The organism is Streptomyces sp. CB01635 (assembly GCF_002803065.1).
GTDB lineage: Bacteria > Actinomycetota > Actinomycetes > Streptomycetales > Streptomycetaceae > Streptomyces.
This window is the reverse complement of sequence record NZ_NNBL01000002.1, coordinates 860,985-877,616: the sequence shown is the minus strand read 5'-3', so window position 1 is coordinate 877,616 and position 16,632 is coordinate 860,985. Positions and strand designations below refer to the sequence as shown.

The following is a 16,632-nucleotide window of genomic DNA, read 5'->3' as shown; positions in this document are numbered from 1 at the left end:
CTCACCCGAGAGACTCTCTCAGGCTTTCCTCCGGGCAGTTTCCCTTCGGTCTTGCGTTTCCAACTCTACCAGATCCGTTTTCCGTTCCGTTTCCGGTTCGGAATTCATTTCCGGTGGCCGTTGGGGCCTTTGCCTTTCGGCGTGTCCACTACGTTAGCGGATTTCCCTTGAGGCTCATAATCGAGTCCCGCGGATTCGAATTCGGGCATGCAGGCACGCCAAATAAGCCCCCGCTGAGGGGAAGTCGTAGGTAGTGGTTTGGCCGCCTTCGGCTGCTGGCAGATTGCCGTAACCGGGTCAAGCGGCTCGGGCTACATTACGGATCCCCCAGGGGCGAGTCAAGTTGAACGGCGGCGTGGCGCATGCGGCCGATATGGGCTCACCGTCGGGTCGTTGACGGTCCAGTAGCGCCAGGGATGGACGCCGCCCTCGCCGGCCACGCCCGTGCGGGGACCGTTCCGTACCTGGTCGCGTGGCGTGGGGGTGCCGGCGAGGATCGCGAGGGGGGAGTCCGGAGAGGCACAGACATCTGTGCCGTTCAGCGCGCGGTCCACGTCCAGGGCCGTGGCCAGGCGTGCCGGGCCTTTGGCCAGTTCCTTGTCATTGCGGGCCGATAGTCGACGTTTACGCGTGAGGTCGGCGCCCTTCGTGATCTCGCCGGCGCGGAGCAGGACTCCGCTCGCGGTGCCTTCCGGGCCGCACACCAGGTTGAGGCAGTGCCACATGCCGTAGGTGAAGTAGACGTAGGCGTGTCCTGGCGGACCGAACATCACGTCGTTGCGGGCGGTGCGGGAGCGGTACGCGTGGGAGCCGGGGTCGTTCGGGCCGTCGTAGGCCTCCACCTCTGTGAGGCGTAGCTCTATCGGGCCTTCCGCGGTGTTGCGGACGAGGACGCGCCCGAGGAGATCGGGAGCGACCTCCAGTACGGGCCGGTCGAAGAACTCCCGTGGGAGGGGCGTACGGTCAGGGGCCGCGATCATGGCGGACGAGCGTAGTCCAACCCAGAAGTGACGGAGAAGTGCGGCGAATCGGCGTGGATGGGTAGCCCTCGGGCTGCCTTGCTTGCCAGGGTGAGCCGCGCGGAACCGGTCACCGGTCTATCGCGTTGGTAGAGATCAAGGATCGCGACAGGAAGACACGGGCCACGGGTGTGGCACGGGGAGGAGTGGAGTCATGGGGTTCAAGCGGCTGCTGGCGAGTCTCGGTGCGGGCGGTGCGTCGGTCGAGACGGTGCTGACCGAGGTCAATGTGGTGCCGGGTGGCGTCGTCCAGGGTGAGGTGCGGATCCAGGGCGGGTCCGTGGACCAGGAGATCGAGGGTCTGTCGGTCGGTCTGCAGGCGCGCGTCGAGGTCGAGGGCGCCGACCAGGAGACCAAGCAGGACATCGAGTTCACGAAGCTGCGCCTCGGCGGAGCGTTCCAGCTGCAGGCGAACGCGGTGCACGCGGTGCCGTTCGGGCTCGAGATCCCGTGGGAGACGCCGGTCACCACGATCGACGGGCAGCAGCTGCGCGGCATGAACATCGGTGTGACGACGGAGCTGGAGATCGCGCGCGCCGTGGACTCCGGTGACCTCGACCCGATCAACGTGCACCCGCTGCCGTCGCAGCAGGCGATCCTGGACGCGTTCATCGGGCTTGGCTTCCGGTTCAAGAACGCCGACATGGAGCGCGGGCACATCCGGGGGACGCGGCAGAAGCTGCCGTTCTACCAGGAGGTCGAGTTCTTCCCGCCGCAGCAGTACCGCGGGCTCAACCAGGTCGAGCTGAGCTTCGTGGCGGACGACCGCGAGATGGACGTCGTCCTGGAGATGGACAAGAAGCCGGGGCTCTTCAGCGAGAGCAGTGACACGTTCCGGTCGTTCGTCGTCGGGCACAACGACTTCCAGGGGACGGACTGGTCGGCGTATCTGCACCAGTGGCTGTCCGAGGTCGGCAGCAAGCGCAACTGGTTCTGACCCCTGCGCGGCGGCCGGTGGCGGCGCCGTCCGCCGCCGGCCGGGCAGGGCATAGGCTCGGCACCGAGAGTTTTCGCCGATCAGGAGGTGCCGACGTGACCGACCTCAAGAGGCCGCCGCTTCCCCATGATTTCCATCCGCAGGTGCCGTCGTTCACGGTGGCGAGCGAGGACTTCGAGCCGGGCGCGGTACTCAAGGACGCTCAGGTCTACGCGGCCGGGAACACCTCGCCGCAGCTGCGGTGGGAGGGCTTCCCCGCCGGGACGAAGAGCTTCGCGGTGACGTGTTTCGACCCGGACGCCCCTACGGGCAGTGGTTTCTGGCACTGGACCGTGTTCGACATCCCGGTTGCGGTGACCGAGCTGGCGGCCGGCGCGGGCAGCGGCAAGTTCGAGGGGCTGCCCGCGGGTGCGGTGCAGGTGCGCAACGACTACGGGACGAAGGACTTCGGGGGCGCCGCGCCGCCGCCCGGTGACCCGGCCCACCGTTACGTCTTCACCGTGTACGCGGTGGATCAGGAGAAGCTGGGTCCCGACTCGGACGCCTCGCCGGCTGTCGTCGGGTTCAACCTGCGCTTTCACACGCTGGCGCGTGCGCAGGTGATCGCTGAGTACGCGGCTTCCGCGGATAGCTAGCGTTCATCGTCTGTTTGCCCGTCCCCGGTCATGGAAGTGATCGGGGACGGGCATTTTTATTGCGTTGTCCATCGCGGCGCGCCCGGCCAGAGTTGATCCAAGCCCGCCACGGGGGTGGGCCGGGGACGTACGGGAGGTGGGCGAGATGCGGGACACGCTGGTACTGAACGCCAGCTTCGAGCCGTTGTCGACGGTGACGCTCAACCGGGCCGTCGTGCTGGTGCTGCAGGACAAGGCCGTCGTCGAGCAGGCCCACCCCGGACTCCGTGTGCGTGCGGCCGCCGTGGACATACCGGTGCCGCAGGTGATCAGGCTCTGCAGGTATGTACGGGTGCCTTTCCGAAGACAGGCTCCGTGGTCGAGGCGGGGTGTGCTGGTGCGTGACCAGCACCGGTGCGCGTACTGCGGGCGGCGGGCGACGACTGTGGACCACGTGGTGCCGCGGTCGCGCGGTGGTGCGGACTCCTGGCTGAATACGGTCGCCTCGTGCGCGGAGGACAACCACCGCAAGGCGGACCGGACTCCGGAGCAGGCGGGGATGCCGCTGCTGCGGGAGCCGTTCGAGCCCACGCCGGCCGACGCGATGCTGCTGACGCTCGGGCAGTCCGAGCGGGACGCGCTGCCGGCTTGGCTGGCGCGTACGGCGGCGTAGCCCGGGACGCGGTGACGCACGGAATGCCCGCCTCCGGGGTACCGGGGCGGGCTTCCTCGTGTGCGGGGCGGGGTCAGTCGATGGGGGGCTGTTCGCGGCGCTCGGCGCCCGCGGGGGCCGAACCACCGCCCATCGGGCCGAAGTTGCCCATGGCGCCGGAGAGTCCCTTGAGTGCGTCGCCGATCTCGCTGGGCACGATCCAGAGCTTGTTGGCGTCGCCCTCGGCGATCTTCGGGAGCATCTGGAGGTACTGGTAGGCGAGGAGCTTCTGGTCGGCGTCGCCGGCGTGGATGGACTCGAAGACCGTACGGATGGCCTGGGCCTCGCCCTCTGCGCGCAGGGCGGCGGCCTTGGCCTCACCTTCGGCACGCAGGATCGCGGACTGCTTCTCACCTTCGGCGGTGAGGATCTGCGACTGGCGGATACCTTCGGCGGTGAGGATCGCGGCGCGCTTGTCGCGGTCGGCGCGCATCTGCTTCTCCATCGAGTCCTGGATGGAGGTGGGCGGCTCGATCGCCTTGAGCTCGACTCGGTTGACGCGGATGCCCCACTTGCCGGTGGCCTCGTCGAGGACGCCGCGCAGGGCCGCGTTGATCTCTTCGCGGGAGGTCAGGGTCCGCTCAAGGTCCATGCCGCCGATGATGTTGCGCAGGGTGGTGACGGTGAGCTGCTCGATGGCCTGGATGTAACTGGCGACCTCGTAGGTCGCGGCGCGGGCGTCGGTCACCTGGTAGTAGATGACGGTGTCGATGTTCACGACCAGGTTGTCCTGGGTGATCACCGGCTGGGGCGGGAAGGGCACGACCTGTTCGCGCAGGTCGATGCGGTTGCGGATCGAGTCGATGAACGGGACGACGATGTTCAGGCCCGCGTTCAGTGTGCGGGTGTAGCGGCCGAAGCGTTCGACGATCGCAGCGCTTGCCTGCGGGATGACTTGAATGGTCTTGATCAGGGCGATGAAGACCAGCACCACCAGAATGATCAGGACGATGATGATCGCTGACATCGCGTCTCCCGTGCCCTTCGTGCCGTCGTCGTTCCGGCGGGTCCCGCCGGAAGATCTTGAGGATCTTGCTGGTCGAGTCTGTCAGAACGGGCCCTGCAGCGTGGGGAGTTCGAGCCACCTCCCCGATCACGTCACCATGATCACACAACGATCGCGGTGGCTCCCTCGATGTCGACGACGTCGACCTGACGGCCCGGCTCGTAGCTCTCGGAATCGTCGAGTGAGCGGGCGGACCAGATCTCTCCGGCCAGCTTGATGCGGCCACCGCTGCCGTCGACGCGTTCGACGACGACGGCCTGTTTGCCCTTCAGGGCCTCGATTCCGGTGGCGAGCACGGGTCGTTGGGCGCTGTGACGGGCCGCGATGGGCCGTACGACGGCGATGAGCGCGACCGAGACCGCGGCGAAGACGAGAACCTGCATCACCATCCCGCCGCCGAGGCCGGCGGTCACGGCGCCCGCGACGGCGCCGGCGGAGAGCATGCCGAATTCGGGCATCGCGGTGATGACGAGGGGGATTCCGAGCGCGGCCGCCCCGATCAGCCACCACACCCATGCGTCGATGTCTGCCACATGGTCATGGTAGGACCGGGGTCACCTCCGGGGACAGGGTGCCGTGAGGACGGCCCGCGCCGGGTCAGCCGAGCGGGAGGCCCTGCGCGCTCCAGCGCTCGCCCCGCTGCTCGACGACGAGCGGGAGGCCGAAGCAGAGGGAGAGGTTGCGGGAGGTCAGCTCCAGCTCCAGGGGGCCCGCGGCGAGGACCTTGCCCTGGCGGATCATGAGGACGTGCGTGAAGCCGGGGGCGATCTCCTCGACATGGTGCGTGACCATGATCATCGAGGGCGCGATCGGGTCGCGGGCGAGGCGGCCGAGGCGGCGTACGAGGTCCTCGCGGCCGCCGAGGTCGAGACCGGCGGCGGGCTCGTCGAGGAGGAGGAGCTCGGGGTCGGTCATCAGGGCGCGGGCGATCAGGGTGCGCTTGCGCTCGCCCTCGGAGAGCGTGCCGAACTTGCGGTCCAGGAAGTCGCTCATGCCGAGGCGGTCGAGGAACGCGCGGGCGCGCTGCTCGTCGATGTCCTCGTAGTCCTCGTGCCAGCCGGCGGTCATGCCGTACGCGGCGGTGAGGACCGTCTGCAGGACGGTCTGTCGCTTGGGGAGCTTCTCGGCGAGCGCGATGCCGGCGACTCCGATCCGCGGACGCAGCTCGAAGACGTCGGTGCCGGGCTTGCCGAGGGTCTCGCCGAGGACCGTGGCGGTGCCCTGGCTGGGGAAGAGGTAGCTGGAGGCGACGTTCAGGAGGGTCGTCTTGCCGGCGCCGTTCGGGCCGAGGATGACCCAGCGCTCACCTTCCTTGACCGACCAGGAGACCTGGTCCACCAGAGCCCGGCCCTCGCGGACCACGGATACGTCCACCAGCTCCAGTACATCGCTCATGAGCGCGTTGTCTCCCATTGCAGTCTCGGCAGTCGCGTGCGTCTTGTGGACGCATCCCCATGGGAAAACCTACGCCACCGGTCGACCGGTCCAATCCATCGGCCGGTCTTTAGGGTGGAGCCCATGCTTTCGGAACCACGTTCAGGTCGGCTGGCCTCATGGGGAAATTCCCTTTTGGCCGGGTTTGTTGCTCCTGATGACGCCGCGCTCGCCATAGTCGGTGAGGATGCGGTGCACCGGGTCGAGGGGCTGCCGGGCGAGTCGGCGCCGGTGGGGCTGACGCTCGCCCTGGGGCGGCTGCGCACGCTGGGGGCGACGGGGCTGCGGGTGGCGCTGCCCGCGCCCGGCCATCCGCTGGGCCTGAGCGGTCCTCCCGAGTTCAACGCGCGCGCCCTCGACGCGGAGGAGGCCGTCGTGTGCCAGGGGGCCGCGCTCGGGCTCGTGCCCGAGGTGTACGAGGCCGGGCCCGCCGACGACGTCCATGTCGACGTCCTGTGGCACTGCCTTCCCGTGCGGGAGGCGCCCCCTGCGGATGTGCCCTCGCTCGGTGAGGCCGAGCGGGAGCTCGCGGAGGCGCTGAGGGACGCGACGGCTGTGCTCTCGCGGCTCGACGTGGCCGGGTCGGGGCCGGTGGCCGAGGCGGCGGTGGACGCGTACCGAGCGCGGGCGGAGCGTGGGCGCGAGGTCCTCGCGCCGGGTTATCCGCCGCGCGCGGTAAGGGTGTTGGAGCTGGCGCAGCGCGTCGGGCTGCTGATCTCGGTGGCGTCCGAGAGCGGGCACGGCGGGGCCATGAGTGCCTCGGAGATGGCGGCGCGGTCGGAGGCGCTGCGTCCGGTGGAGCGGACGGCCCGTCGGGCGCAGGTCGCGGCGTACAACGCGTTCGTGGAGGAGCGGGAGCGCGGGGGGCGATGAGGTGGGGGTGTGCGCTGGGGCGGGGTGCAGAGCGTCGGTGCGCGGGCGCCGGATGCGCGCCGGAGCGCCGGAGCCGGGCACGCCGGAGTGCCGGAGCTCGGTAGCGGCGTAACGCGAGCCTGAGTCGGGGCGCCGCAGCGCAGGCCGCTCCGGAGTCGCGTAACTCGCCGAATGCCCCCGCGGATCCGTGTCCGTGGGGCCCTTCCTGGGGGTGTGTCAGCTGTTCTCAGAGGCGTTGCCGAACGTCGGGTTCAGCAGGCCGATCACGTTGACGCTGCTTCCGGTGGCGTCGACCGGGACGTGGACCGGGGCCTGGACCGGGTTGCCCGAGCCCACACCCGGGGAGTTGGCTGCCTGGCCGTCGGCGCCCGCGTCCGCGAAAGCGACTCCGACACAAGCGCCCGCGGCGAGACCCTCGACGGCGAAGGTCAGGGCGGCCTTCTTGGCGATGTTCGTGAGAAGCATGCCTCCAGCCACGGCGATGCGCACGCACGGATCAACCGGCCCCGGCGAGCCGGAAACGGGACCGGCCCCCGGGGATACCCGGGGGCCGGTGGTCACTGGTGGACCTGAGGCGTACGTCAGTGGTTGACGCCGAGGTTGCCGAAGGCCGGGTTGAGCACACCGATGACGTTCACGGTGTTGCCGACGACGTTGACCGGGACGTGGACCGGAGCCTGGATCACGTTCCCAGAGACGACGCCCGGCGAGTGCACAGCCTGGCCGTCCGCGTGCGCGTCGGTGGCGGAGGCCATACCGGCACCGGCGGCGACGAGCCCACCGGCAACCATCGATACGGCCGCGACCCTCTTCAGCTTCTTCACTTCTTGACCCTCCTAGGCGATCACTGCGACTAGCCGCCGCAGCACGCACTGGAGAACGCCGGAGCCTCGCGCAGGATGCGCCATCCGGGGGACATACACACGACAGTATGAATCTCAGCCCGGAGCGGAACCATCCGAATTGCCGTCCCCCCGTCCGGTTCGGCGGAGACGCACACCGTCCCGCAGCCGCGGCACGGTTCAGCCGGCCGCCCCGTGGCGTACGGCCCACAGGGCGGCCTGGGTGCGGTCCGCCAGGTCGAGCTTCATCAGGATGTTGGACACATGGGTCTTGACCGTCTTCTCGGAGAGGACGAGGGCGCGGGCGATCTCGCGGTTCGAGCGGCCGTCCGCGATCAGGCCGAGCACCTCGCGCTCCCGCTCGGTCAGGGAATTTCCTCTCCCCTGCCCGCCATTGGTCTCCTCCTGCGAGAGCAGGGCGCCGGCCACCTCCGGCTGGAGCAGCACATGTCCGGCGTGCACCGAGCGGATGGCGCCGGCCAGGGCGTCCGGGTCGACGTCCTTGTAGACATACCCGGCGGCGCCCGCGCGCAGGGCGGGGACCACGGTGCGCTGCTCGGTGAAGCTGGTGACGATGAGCACGCGCGCGGGGTTGGCGAGCTCGCGCAGCTTGCGCAGGGCCTCCACGCCGTCCATGACGGGCATCTTGACGTCCATCAGGACGACGTCGGGCTTCAGCTCCTCGGTGAGGGCGACGCCCTCGGCGCCGTCGGACGCCTCCCCCACGACCTCGATGTCGTCCTGGACCTCGAGGAACGTGCGCAGCCCCCGGCGGACGACCTGGTGGTCGTCGACCAGCAGCACCCGGATCCTGTTGTCAGCCACCGGGGACCTCCATCTCGATCGTGGTGCCCTTGCCGGGCTCCGATTCCACCGTCAGACGGCCGCCGACGCCACTGGACCGGTCGCGCATCGAGACCAGGCCGAGGTGGCGTCCCGCGTGCCGGACTGCCTTGGGCTCGAAGCCGCTGCCGTCGTCGGTGACGCGCAGGACGGCTCCGGAGCCTCGCTTGTCGAGCGTCACGCGGACGTGCTCGGCGCCCGAGTGGCGCAGCGCGTTGTGCAACGCCTCCTGGGCGACGCGGAGCATGGCCTCCTCCTGGGCGGCGGGCAGGGCACGGATGCCGCCGCAGTCGAACGTGACATGGGCCGAGTGCGCGCGGTCGAGGACCTGGATCTGCGTGCGCAGCGTGGCGATCAGGCCGTCCTCGTCGAGCGCTGCGGGGCGCAACTCGACCACCGCGGCCCGCAGTTCGTCGGCGGCTTCGGCGGCCAGCTCGGCCACATGCTGCAACTCGCCCTTGGCGCGGGACGGGTCGCGGTCGACGAGGGCCGCGGCGGCCTGGGCGGTCAGGCGCAGGGAGAAGAGCTTCTGGCTTACGGCGTCGTGCAGTTCATGGGCGAGACGCGAGCGCTCCTCGGCGATGGTGAGCTCGCGGCTGCGCTCGTACAGGCGGGCGTTCGTCAGGGCGATGGCCGCGTGCTGGGCGAGGATCGTCAGCAGCTCCTCGTCCTCCAGGGTGAAGCCGCAACCCCCTTGCGGCTTCGGGCACTTCTTGTTGGCGAGGAAGAGGGCGCCGATGACCTCGTCCCCGTCCCGGACGGGCAGGCCGAGGAAGTCTGACATGTCGGGGTGTGCGGACGGCCAGCCCTCGAAGCGCGGGTCCTCGCGCACGTCGCCCAGGCGCTCGGTCTTCGCCTCGCGCAGCATCGCGGCGAGGATGCCGTGCTGGCGCGGGAGCGGGCCGATGGCCTTCCACTGCGCGTCGCTCACACCGTCGACGACGAACTGGGCGAAGCCTCCGTGGTCGTCCGGCACTCCGAGGGCCGCGTACTCGGCGTCGAGCAGCTCGCGGGCCGACGCGACGATCGTCTTGAGGACGTCGCGCACCTCGAGGTGTCTGCTCATGGCCAGCAGCGCGGAACTCACCGCGGAGAGGCCGGATCGTGGGCCGTGACTCATGACCTCAAGGTACCGGTGGGGTGTGACAGTGCGTATCGGGCCTGTGGCGGCCGCCTTCTGGTCCGGTGGACGTAGGGCGAAGGGCCCTCATGAGGTGCGGCCCGCGGACGAGGCGCCGGGGGCAGGTCGGTTCCTACGTTGGAGGCGGATCGAAGCACGTAGGCAAGAGGGCGGCCCGACGGGCCCGAGGGGACGGATGTCATGCCGGTGGCGATCATCACGGGGGCTTCGAAGGGGTTCGGTCGCGCGCTCGCCGTGGCTCTCGCGCGGCACGGCTGGGATCTGGTGCTCGACGCCAGGTCCGGGGCGGTGCTGCGGGAGGCGGCGGACGAGGCGGGGAGATACGGGACGAGGGTGGAGGCGCTGCCCGGGGATGTCACGGACACGGCGCATCGCGCGGAGCTGGTGGCCGCGGCGCGCGGTCTCGGCGGTCTCGATCTGCTGGTGAACAACGCGAGCGCGCTGGGGGCCGAGCCGCTGGTGCGTCTTGATGCCCTGCCGGTGGAGGGGCTGCGGCGTGCCCTTGAGGTCAATGTCGTGGCGGCGCTCGGTCTGGTGCAGGAGGCGCTGCCGCTGCTGCGCGGGTCCGCCGGGGGCGCGGTCGTGTCGGTGAGCTCGGACGCGTCGGCGGAGGCGTACGAGACGTGGGGCGGTTACGGCGCTTCGAAGGCCGCGCTCGACCAGCTCTCCGCGGTCCTCGCGGTGGAGGAGCCGGGGCTGCGGGTGTGGGCGGTGGATCCGGGCGATATGCGCACGGATCTCTATCGGGCGGCGGCGCCCCTCGACGACGACTCGGACCGGCCGCTGCCGGAGACGGTGGTGCCGGCGTTCCTGCGGCTGCTCGACGAGCGGCCGGACAGCGGGCGGTATGCCGCCCCCTCTCTTCTTCTGGAGGCACGGTGACGGTCGCGGTGCGGGTGCCGGCGGAGCTTTCGGCCCGGGTGCCGGCGGAGCAGCGTGGGCCCGGCCTGGACCGGGACGCGGTGCGGCTGCTCGTCTCGCGCGGCACGGACGTCACGCACCGGGACTTCGCCGAGTTGCCGGGAGAGCTGCGGGCCGGGGATCTGCTCGTGGTCAATACGTCGCCGACGCTGGCCGCGGCGGTCGACGGGCGGATCGGGCACGCGCGCGTGGTGGTGCACTTCTCCACGCGTGGCGATGACGGTCGCTGGGCCGTCGAGTTGCGGGACCCGGACGGGCATGGCACCACGCGCCCGCGTGCGGGCGGTCCGAAGGGGACGGTGGCTGTGCTCCCCGGGGGCGTACGTCTCATCTGGGAGGAGCCGCCGGCGGGCGGCGGGGCGCGATTGTGGTGGGTGCGGGTCGCGGGGGACGTGCCCGCGCTGCTGCGGCGCCACGGCAGACCCATCCGCTACTCCTATACGGAGCGCGATCAGCCGCTCTCCGTCTATCAGACGGTGTTCGCGCTGCCGTACGCCGACGGGGCGGGCAGTGCGGAGATGCCGAGTGCGGCGCGTCCGTTCACGGCGCGGCTCGTGGCGGAGCTGGTCAGCAGGGGGGTGCAGTTCGCGCCGATCACGCTGCATACGGGGGTGGCGTCGGCGGAGTCGCACGAGCCGCCGTATCCGGAGCGGTTCGAGGTGCCGGAGGCGTCGGCGCGACTGATCAACGCGGCGAGGGCCGGGGGCGGGCGGGTGGTGGCCGTCGGTACGACGGCCGTACGGGCCGTGGAGTCGGCCGCGGGGTCCGACGGGGTGGTGCGGGCGGCCTCGGGCTGGACGGACCTCGTGGTGACGCCCGAGCGGGGGGTGCGGGTGGTGGACGGCCTCCTCACCGGGCTGCACGAGCCGGAGGCATCGCACGTGCTGATGCTGGAGGCCGTAGCAGGAGCCGAGGCAATTACCCGCACATATGCGGAAGCATTGGGACATTTTTACCTGTGGCATGAGTTCGGGGACGTCCACCTGATACTTCCTGACGAATCCGGTCACACAGCGCGTTGCAATGGCAACGCTAGGTGAGTTTGTTACGTGCCCGATGTGAGCCCGCGCATAGGACGCACGTCACGTACGAAGGTGGCTAGGAATGAGCTGTGGGCGGCTACACCGGGGCAGGAGGGGCGAAACGGACCTCGACGGGGGGCCTGATCCACTACCTGGCTTCGTACGTCACATCGTTGCGACGGGATTTTGCGGCCGCTAACAATGGCTCTCGTTGCTCGACAGCGTGGGCCTCTACCCACAGCGTTCATGACCGAAACATGAGCGGTCCTGCTTTGGACCGGTGAGCGACTTCCCCGATTCGAAGAGGTCCTCCATGTCCAAGCTCAGCTTCTCCGGTCATAGTCCCCTGACGAAGACCCACAAGTACTCGATCGCCGGTATCGCCACGCTCGGCGCCGCTGCCCTCGCGTTCACGCTGGTGCCGGGCAATTCCAACGCGGAGGCCGAGACGATTTCGGCGGCTCCGGTCGCCTTCGAGGTGGCCGCCGGCAAGCCCCAGATCAAGGACGTGCACGCCAGCGTCACCAACCAGCTGGCCACCGCCGACCAGCAGGCCAAGAACGCGGCCGCCAAGCTGAAGGCCGCGCAGAGCGCCGCCGCCAAGGTCGACGCAGCTGCAAAGGCCGAGGCCAAGGCAAAGACCGAGAAGTACCGTGCGGTCAAGGAGGCCACCAGCCGCGCCGCCGCCCGCAAGCCCGTCTACGCGAACAACCTGGACGGCTGGATCCGCCAGTCCCTGGACATCATGAAGTCCAAGGGCATACCCGGTTCCTACGAGGGCCTGCACCGCAACATCATCCGCGAGTCCTCCGGCAACCCGAAGGCGATCAACAACTGGGACATCAACGCGATCAACGGCATCCCCTCGAAGGGGCTGCTGCAGGTCATCCCGCCGACCTTCACCGCGTACCACGTCCCCGGTACCTCGTGGAACATCTACGACCCGGTCGCCAACATCACCGCCGCCGCGAACTACGCCGCGGACAAGTACGGCTCGATGGACAACGTGAACAGCGCTTACTGAGACTCTCCCTGGACCTCAGGGTCTCTGTGAACGCCGAAGGGCGGCACCCCGTGCGGGGTGCCGCCCTTCATCCGTGAGCGGGTCACGCTACTTGCGCATGACCTCGGGCTCGTGGCGGCGCAGCAGGCGCGCGACCGCGAAGCCGCAGATGACACCGAGCGCGATCAGAATCGCGAGGTTGATGCCCCACTGGCTCACCGAGTGCTCCCACAGCGGGTCCAGGTCGTTCGGGTGCGCCTGGTCCCACGGCGGCATGAGGTGCGCGAGGTCCAGCGTCGAACCGGCGCCCGCGATGGCCCAGCGCGACGGCATCAGCCAGGCGAACTGTTCCAGGCCCGGCGAGCCGTACACCTGGAACAGGATGCCGGTGAAGACGACCTGGACGATCGCGAACATGACCAGGAGCGGCATCGTCTTCTCGGCGGTCTTCACCAGCGAGGAGATGACCAGGCCGAACATCATCGACGTGAAGCCCAGCGCGATGATCACGATGCACAGCTCGACGGCCGGCGGCATCATCAGGCCCTCGGCGGGCAGGTCGCGCGGGAAGAAGCCGATGGCGCAGATGATCACGCCCTGGATGGCCGTGACGACGCCGAGGACGATCACCTTCGACATCAGGTACGCCGAGCGGGAGAGGCCGGTGGCCCGCTCCCGTTCGTAGATGACGCGTTCCTTGATCAGCTCACGTACGGAGTTGGCCGCGCCCGAGAAGCACATGCCGACCGCGAGGATCAGCATGATCGTGCCGGCGTCGCCGTTGAACCGGGACGGCGGCTTGGGTGGGGCCAGGCCGAAGTCGGCCGGGATCACCGTGCTGACCACGCCGAGGACCGCCGGCAGGATCACCATCAGGCCCAGGAAGCCCTTGTCGGACGCGATCACCGACGTGTAGCGGCGGATCAGGGTCCACAGCTGCGAGCCCCAGCCCTGCGGCTTGGGCGGCTTCATCGCCTGTGGTGGCGGCATGTGTACGGACTGTGCGGCGACGGCGTCGATGTCCGCGGCGTACATCTGGTAGTGCTGCGAGCCCTTCCAGCGGCCCGCCCAGTCGTAGTCGCGGTAGTTCTCGAAGGCGGAGAAGACGTCGGCCCAGGTGCTGTAGCCGAAGAAGTTCAGGGCCTCCTCGGGCGGACCGAAGTACGCCACCGAACCGCCCGGCGCCATCACCAGGAGCTTGTCGCAGATCGCCAGCTCGGCAACCGAGTGCGTGACGACGAGGACCGTGCGGCCGTCGTCGGCGAGGCCGCGCAGGAGCTGCATGACGTCGCGGTCCATGCCCGGGTCGAGGCCGGAGGTCGGCTCGTCCAGGAAGATCAGCGACGGCTTGGTGAGCAGCTCCAGGGCGACGGAGACGCGCTTGCGCTGGCCACCGGAGAGGGAGGTGACCTTCTTCTCCTTGTGGATGTCCAGCTTGAGCTCGCGCAGCACCTCGTCGATGCGCTGCTCGCGCTCCTGCACGCTGGTGTCCGAGGGGAAGCGCAGCTTGGCCGCGTACTTGAGGGCCTTCTTGACAGTCAGTTCCTTGTGCAGGATGTCGTCCTGCGGGACCAGACCGATGCGCTGGCGCAGCTCGGCGAACTGCTTGTACAGGTTCCGGTTGTCGTAGAGCACGTCGCCCTTGTTGGCGGGCCGGTAGCCGGTGAGCGCCTTGAGCAGGGTGGACTTGCCGGAACCCGAGGGGCCGATGACCGCGATGAGCGACTTCTCCGGGACGCCGAAGGAGACGTCCTTGAGAATGTCCTTGCCGCCGTCGACCGTCACCGTCAGATGACGGGCGGAGAAGGAGACCTCACCGGTGTCGACGAACTCCTCGAGGCGGTCGCCGACGAGACGGAACGTCGAGTGGCCGACGCCGACGATGTCGTTCGGGCCGAGCAGCGCGGAGCCGCCCTTGGCGATCGGCATACCGTTGACGTACGTGCCGTTGTGCGAGCCGAGGTCGCGGATCTCGTAGCGGCCGTCGGGCGTCGCGTGGAACTCGGCGTGCAGGCGCGAGACCTGGAGGTCGGAGACCACCAGTTCGTTCTCGAGCGCACGGCCGATCCGCATCACACGGCCGAGGGCCAGCTGGTGGAACGTGGTGGGGCTGCGGTCGCCGTAGACCGGCGGCGCCCCCGCGACACCGCCGGGCCCCTGCTGGGGCGGGATGTTCTGCGCCTGCTGCGGCTGCTGCCAGCTCTGCTGGGCGGGCACCTGCTGCTGCGGCGGCGCGTTGTGCGCCCAGCCGGGGTCACCGCCCTGCGGCTTCTGGACCGGTGCCTGCTGCGGGTGGGCCTGCTGCTGGGCCTGCTGGGCCGCGGGCACGGCCGCGCCGGAGGCGCTGCCCGAGAGGTTGACCCGCGGACCGTCCGTCGCGTTGCCGAGGTGCAGCGTCGAGCCCGGGCCGATCTCCATCTGATGGATCCGCTGGCCCTGCACGAACGTGCCGTTGGTGGAGCCGTGGTCCTCGATGACCCAACTCCGGCCGCCCCAGCTGATCGTGGCGTGTCGCCAGGACACCCTGGCATCGTCGATCGCGACGTCCCCCTGCGGATCACGTCCGAGGGTGTATGGCCTGGACGGGTCGAGCGTCCAGGTCCTTCCATTCAATTCCAGTACGAGTTCCGGCACTCCATGCCCCACTGAGTTGTCCCCCGAGCTAGCCCCCATCTTGGGGAGTCTAGGGATGTCGAACTTCGTGGGGAACTATTTCAGGCGGAGCCCCCTGACCGAAAGTCGGGCCTTGCGGCGGGCCTTGTGAAGACTGCCTACCCGCCCTCACGCCCGCCCCGTTGACGGCGCAGAAACAGCCCCGGAGAGTAGTAAGCACCCACAAGTGCCTACGGATCATGCGCGAATGGGACATCCGATACATCACTGTACGGATCGGGGGCCCTGATGGAGACCGTTGTGCGGCGGAGCGGACGCGAGGGCGTGCACTGGGGCGACGTACTGCTCTCCGCGGTCGCCTCCGTGAGCTGGGCGTTCATCGGGATGGCGGCGGTCGCCGCGGCCGGCCTCCACCTGCTCGGTGCGGATTCCGCGGGCCCGCTCGGCCCGATGACGGCCGCTGTGGTGGCACTTGGGGCAGGTGGGAAAGTCACGCCGTCGGGAGACGTCTCAGCCTTTGGGCTGGAGGGCGCGCAGGCCCACACCGCGATCGATATCGCGCCGCTCGGTGTGGCTCTCACGGGCGCGCTGCTGCTCAGCTGGCTCTTCCTGCGTTCCCTGCGTGGGGCGGGAGTTGAGGTCACGCCGGCCGAACTCGCGGCGCGCGTGGGGAGCGTGGTCGCGCTGTTTCTGGCGATGCTCGCAGGGCTCGCCTGGGCGGGTCACGACCTCATCACGATTGACGGCGGGAAGCTCGGGCTCGACCGGATACCGGACGGGGATCTGCCGGGCGGCATCAAGGACAAGCTGCCGGGCGGCCTCGACCTCGGAGGGCTCCTGCCGGACCACATCGGCGGCCTCGTGGACGCGAAGGCGACCGTCGGGTTCACCGTCGAGACCGGGGCCTCACTGCTGGGCGGCGCCGCGTGGGTGATCGGCGTCCTGCTGATCGCGCTGCTCGCGTCGCGACGTACTCCGCTCCCGCGCTCCCTGGACGCGGTGCACCGGGTGGTCCGTCCCGCTGCGTCGTCGCTGGTCACGGTGTTACTGGTGGCTGTCGCCGCGGGGCTCGCGGCGGCGGCGTACGCGGTGATCGGCGACGACCATCCGCGGCGGATCGTGGGCGCCGCGCTGCTCGGGGCGCCCAACGGGGTGTGGCTAGGCATTCCCCTCGGCCTCTTCGTCCCCTGGGACGGCAAGGCGACGGGCGCACTCGCGCAGGCCCTTCCCCATCCGGTCGACGAGCTGCTGCGGATGCGCGCGAACGAGCCGGTGACCCTGAGCCGTCTTGCCGAACTGGACGGCAGGGTATGGCTGTTGGCCTTCGCGATGGTTCTGACGATGGTGCTCGCTGGCGTGCTGACCGCCGTACGGACACCTGCGGTGGCCGGCGGGCCCGGGTCGCCACCGATGGGGGTCGTCGGCTTCGCCGGGAGGTGCGCGCTGCGGCTCGGGGCCGTCACGGCGCTCGGCCTGCCGCTGCTCGTGCGGCTGACGGACGTATCGGCGGACGCCTCGCTGTCCGTACTCGGCTTCGACGCCTTCGGGGCCGGGATCGAGCTGCACGGACATCTCGGCATGGCACTGCTCCTCGGGGCCGCTTGGGGGGCGGGGGCGGGAGCGGTGGGGGCGCTGCTCGCTCATGGGGCGGG

At 69.7% G+C, this 16,632-nt stretch carries 17 protein-coding genes; 8 read left to right on the top strand and 9 right to left on the bottom strand.

Features of this window, described 5'->3' with window-relative positions; translation table 11 throughout:
• Positions 1 to 338: 338 nt before the first annotated feature.
• The gene (locus tag CG723_RS08070; RefSeq protein ID WP_100592541.1) at positions 339 to 980 is read right to left on the bottom strand and encodes a DNA-3-methyladenine glycosylase; all 642 of its coding nucleotides are present in this window, start codon (positions 978 to 980) and stop codon (positions 339 to 341) included.
• Positions 981 to 1,173: 193 nt separating this feature from the next.
• Between CG723_RS08070 and CG723_RS08065 the strand changes: the two genes are divergently transcribed.
• The 3 genes from CG723_RS08065 (at position 1,174) to CG723_RS08055 (ending at position 3,243) form a co-directional block, all read left to right on the top strand.
• Complete coding sequence (locus CG723_RS08065) at positions 1,174 to 1,956, top strand: sporulation protein (protein ID WP_100592540.1); 783 nt, start codon at positions 1,174 to 1,176, stop codon at positions 1,954 to 1,956.
• Positions 1,957 to 2,051: 95 nt separating this feature from the next.
• Positions 2,052 to 2,591 carry a YbhB/YbcL family Raf kinase inhibitor-like protein gene (locus CG723_RS08060; protein WP_100592539.1) on the top strand — a complete coding sequence of 180 codons (540 nt, stop codon included), beginning with the start codon at positions 2,052 to 2,054 and terminating at the stop codon, positions 2,589 to 2,591.
• A 145-nt stretch (positions 2,592 to 2,736) separates the two neighbouring features.
• Complete coding sequence (locus tag CG723_RS08055) at positions 2,737 to 3,243, top strand: HNH endonuclease (RefSeq protein ID WP_100592538.1); 507 nt, start codon at positions 2,737 to 2,739, stop codon at positions 3,241 to 3,243.
• Between the two features lie 73 nt (positions 3,244 to 3,316).
• On the opposite strand, the gene CG723_RS08050 is transcribed toward CG723_RS08055, so the two are convergent.
• The 3 genes from CG723_RS08050 to CG723_RS08040 form a co-directional block, all read right to left on the bottom strand.
• Entirely contained in the window at positions 3,317 to 4,249 is a 933-nt protein-coding gene (locus CG723_RS08050) for an SPFH domain-containing protein (RefSeq protein ID WP_100592537.1), read from the bottom strand.
• A 140-nt stretch (positions 4,250 to 4,389) separates the two neighbouring features.
• Positions 4,390 to 4,821: an NfeD family protein gene (locus tag CG723_RS08045; RefSeq protein ID WP_100592536.1), complete on the bottom strand. Its 432-nt coding sequence runs from the start codon at positions 4,819 to 4,821 to the stop codon at positions 4,390 to 4,392.
• A gap of 64 nt (positions 4,822 to 4,885) precedes the next feature.
• Entirely contained in the window at positions 4,886 to 5,683 is a 798-nt protein-coding gene (locus tag CG723_RS08040; protein WP_100592626.1) for an ABC transporter ATP-binding protein, read from the bottom strand.
• A 123-nt stretch (positions 5,684 to 5,806) separates the two neighbouring features.
• On the opposite strand from CG723_RS08040, the gene CG723_RS08035 reads away from it, so the two are divergent.
• Positions 5,807 to 6,595, top strand: a complete 789-nt coding sequence (locus CG723_RS08035) for a hypothetical protein (protein WP_100592535.1) — start codon at positions 5,807 to 5,809, stop codon at positions 6,593 to 6,595.
• 216 nt (positions 6,596 to 6,811) lie between these two features.
• Here CG723_RS08035 and CG723_RS08030 read toward each other — a convergent pair whose 3' ends face one another.
• The 4 genes from CG723_RS08030 to CG723_RS08015 form a co-directional block, all read right to left on the bottom strand.
• A complete protein-coding gene (locus tag CG723_RS08030; RefSeq protein ID WP_100592534.1) occupies positions 6,812 to 7,060 on the bottom strand; it encodes a chaplin in 249 nt (82 codons plus the stop codon).
• A 116-nt stretch (positions 7,061 to 7,176) separates the two neighbouring features.
• Positions 7,177 to 7,419 (bottom strand): chaplin, encoded by a 243-nt coding sequence (locus CG723_RS08025; protein WP_100592533.1) that lies wholly within the window; start codon positions 7,417 to 7,419, stop codon positions 7,177 to 7,179.
• Positions 7,420 to 7,617: 198 nt separating this feature from the next.
• Positions 7,618 to 8,262 (bottom strand): response regulator, encoded by a 645-nt coding sequence (locus CG723_RS08020; protein WP_100592532.1) that lies wholly within the window; start codon positions 8,260 to 8,262, stop codon positions 7,618 to 7,620.
• On the bottom strand, positions 8,255 to 9,400 hold the full coding sequence (locus tag CG723_RS08015) for a GAF domain-containing sensor histidine kinase (protein WP_100592531.1): 1,146 nt from the start codon (positions 9,398 to 9,400) through the stop codon (positions 8,255 to 8,257). The genes CG723_RS08020 and CG723_RS08015 overlap by 8 nt, the downstream gene beginning before the upstream one ends.
• Positions 9,401 to 9,601: 201 nt before the next feature.
• Here CG723_RS08015 and CG723_RS08010 point away from each other — a divergent pair, with 201 nt between their 5' ends.
• The 3 genes from CG723_RS08010 (at position 9,602) to CG723_RS08000 (ending at position 12,388) form a co-directional block, all read left to right on the top strand.
• Positions 9,602 to 10,303: an SDR family NAD(P)-dependent oxidoreductase gene (locus tag CG723_RS08010; RefSeq protein WP_100592530.1), complete on the top strand. Its 702-nt coding sequence runs from the start codon at positions 9,602 to 9,604 to the stop codon at positions 10,301 to 10,303.
• Positions 10,300 to 11,382, top strand: a complete 1,083-nt coding sequence (locus CG723_RS08005) for an S-adenosylmethionine:tRNA ribosyltransferase-isomerase (protein ID WP_100592529.1) — start codon at positions 10,300 to 10,302, stop codon at positions 11,380 to 11,382. Before CG723_RS08010 ends, CG723_RS08005 begins: the two co-directional genes overlap by 4 nt.
• A 295-nt stretch (positions 11,383 to 11,677) precedes the next feature.
• Positions 11,678 to 12,388, top strand: a complete 711-nt coding sequence (locus CG723_RS08000) for a transglycosylase SLT domain-containing protein (RefSeq protein WP_100592625.1) — start codon at positions 11,678 to 11,680, stop codon at positions 12,386 to 12,388.
• An 87-nt stretch (positions 12,389 to 12,475) separates the two neighbouring features.
• On the opposite strand, the gene CG723_RS07995 is transcribed toward CG723_RS08000, so the two are convergent.
• Positions 12,476 to 15,001: an FHA domain-containing protein gene (locus CG723_RS07995; protein ID WP_442802533.1), complete on the bottom strand. Its 2,526-nt coding sequence runs from the start codon at positions 14,999 to 15,001 to the stop codon at positions 12,476 to 12,478.
• A 267-nt stretch (positions 15,002 to 15,268) separates the two neighbouring features.
• Here CG723_RS07995 and CG723_RS07990 point away from each other — a divergent pair.
• The coding region (locus tag CG723_RS07990) for a streptophobe family protein (RefSeq protein ID WP_234374184.1) at positions 15,269 to 16,632 on the top strand (1,364 nt) is incomplete at its 3' end.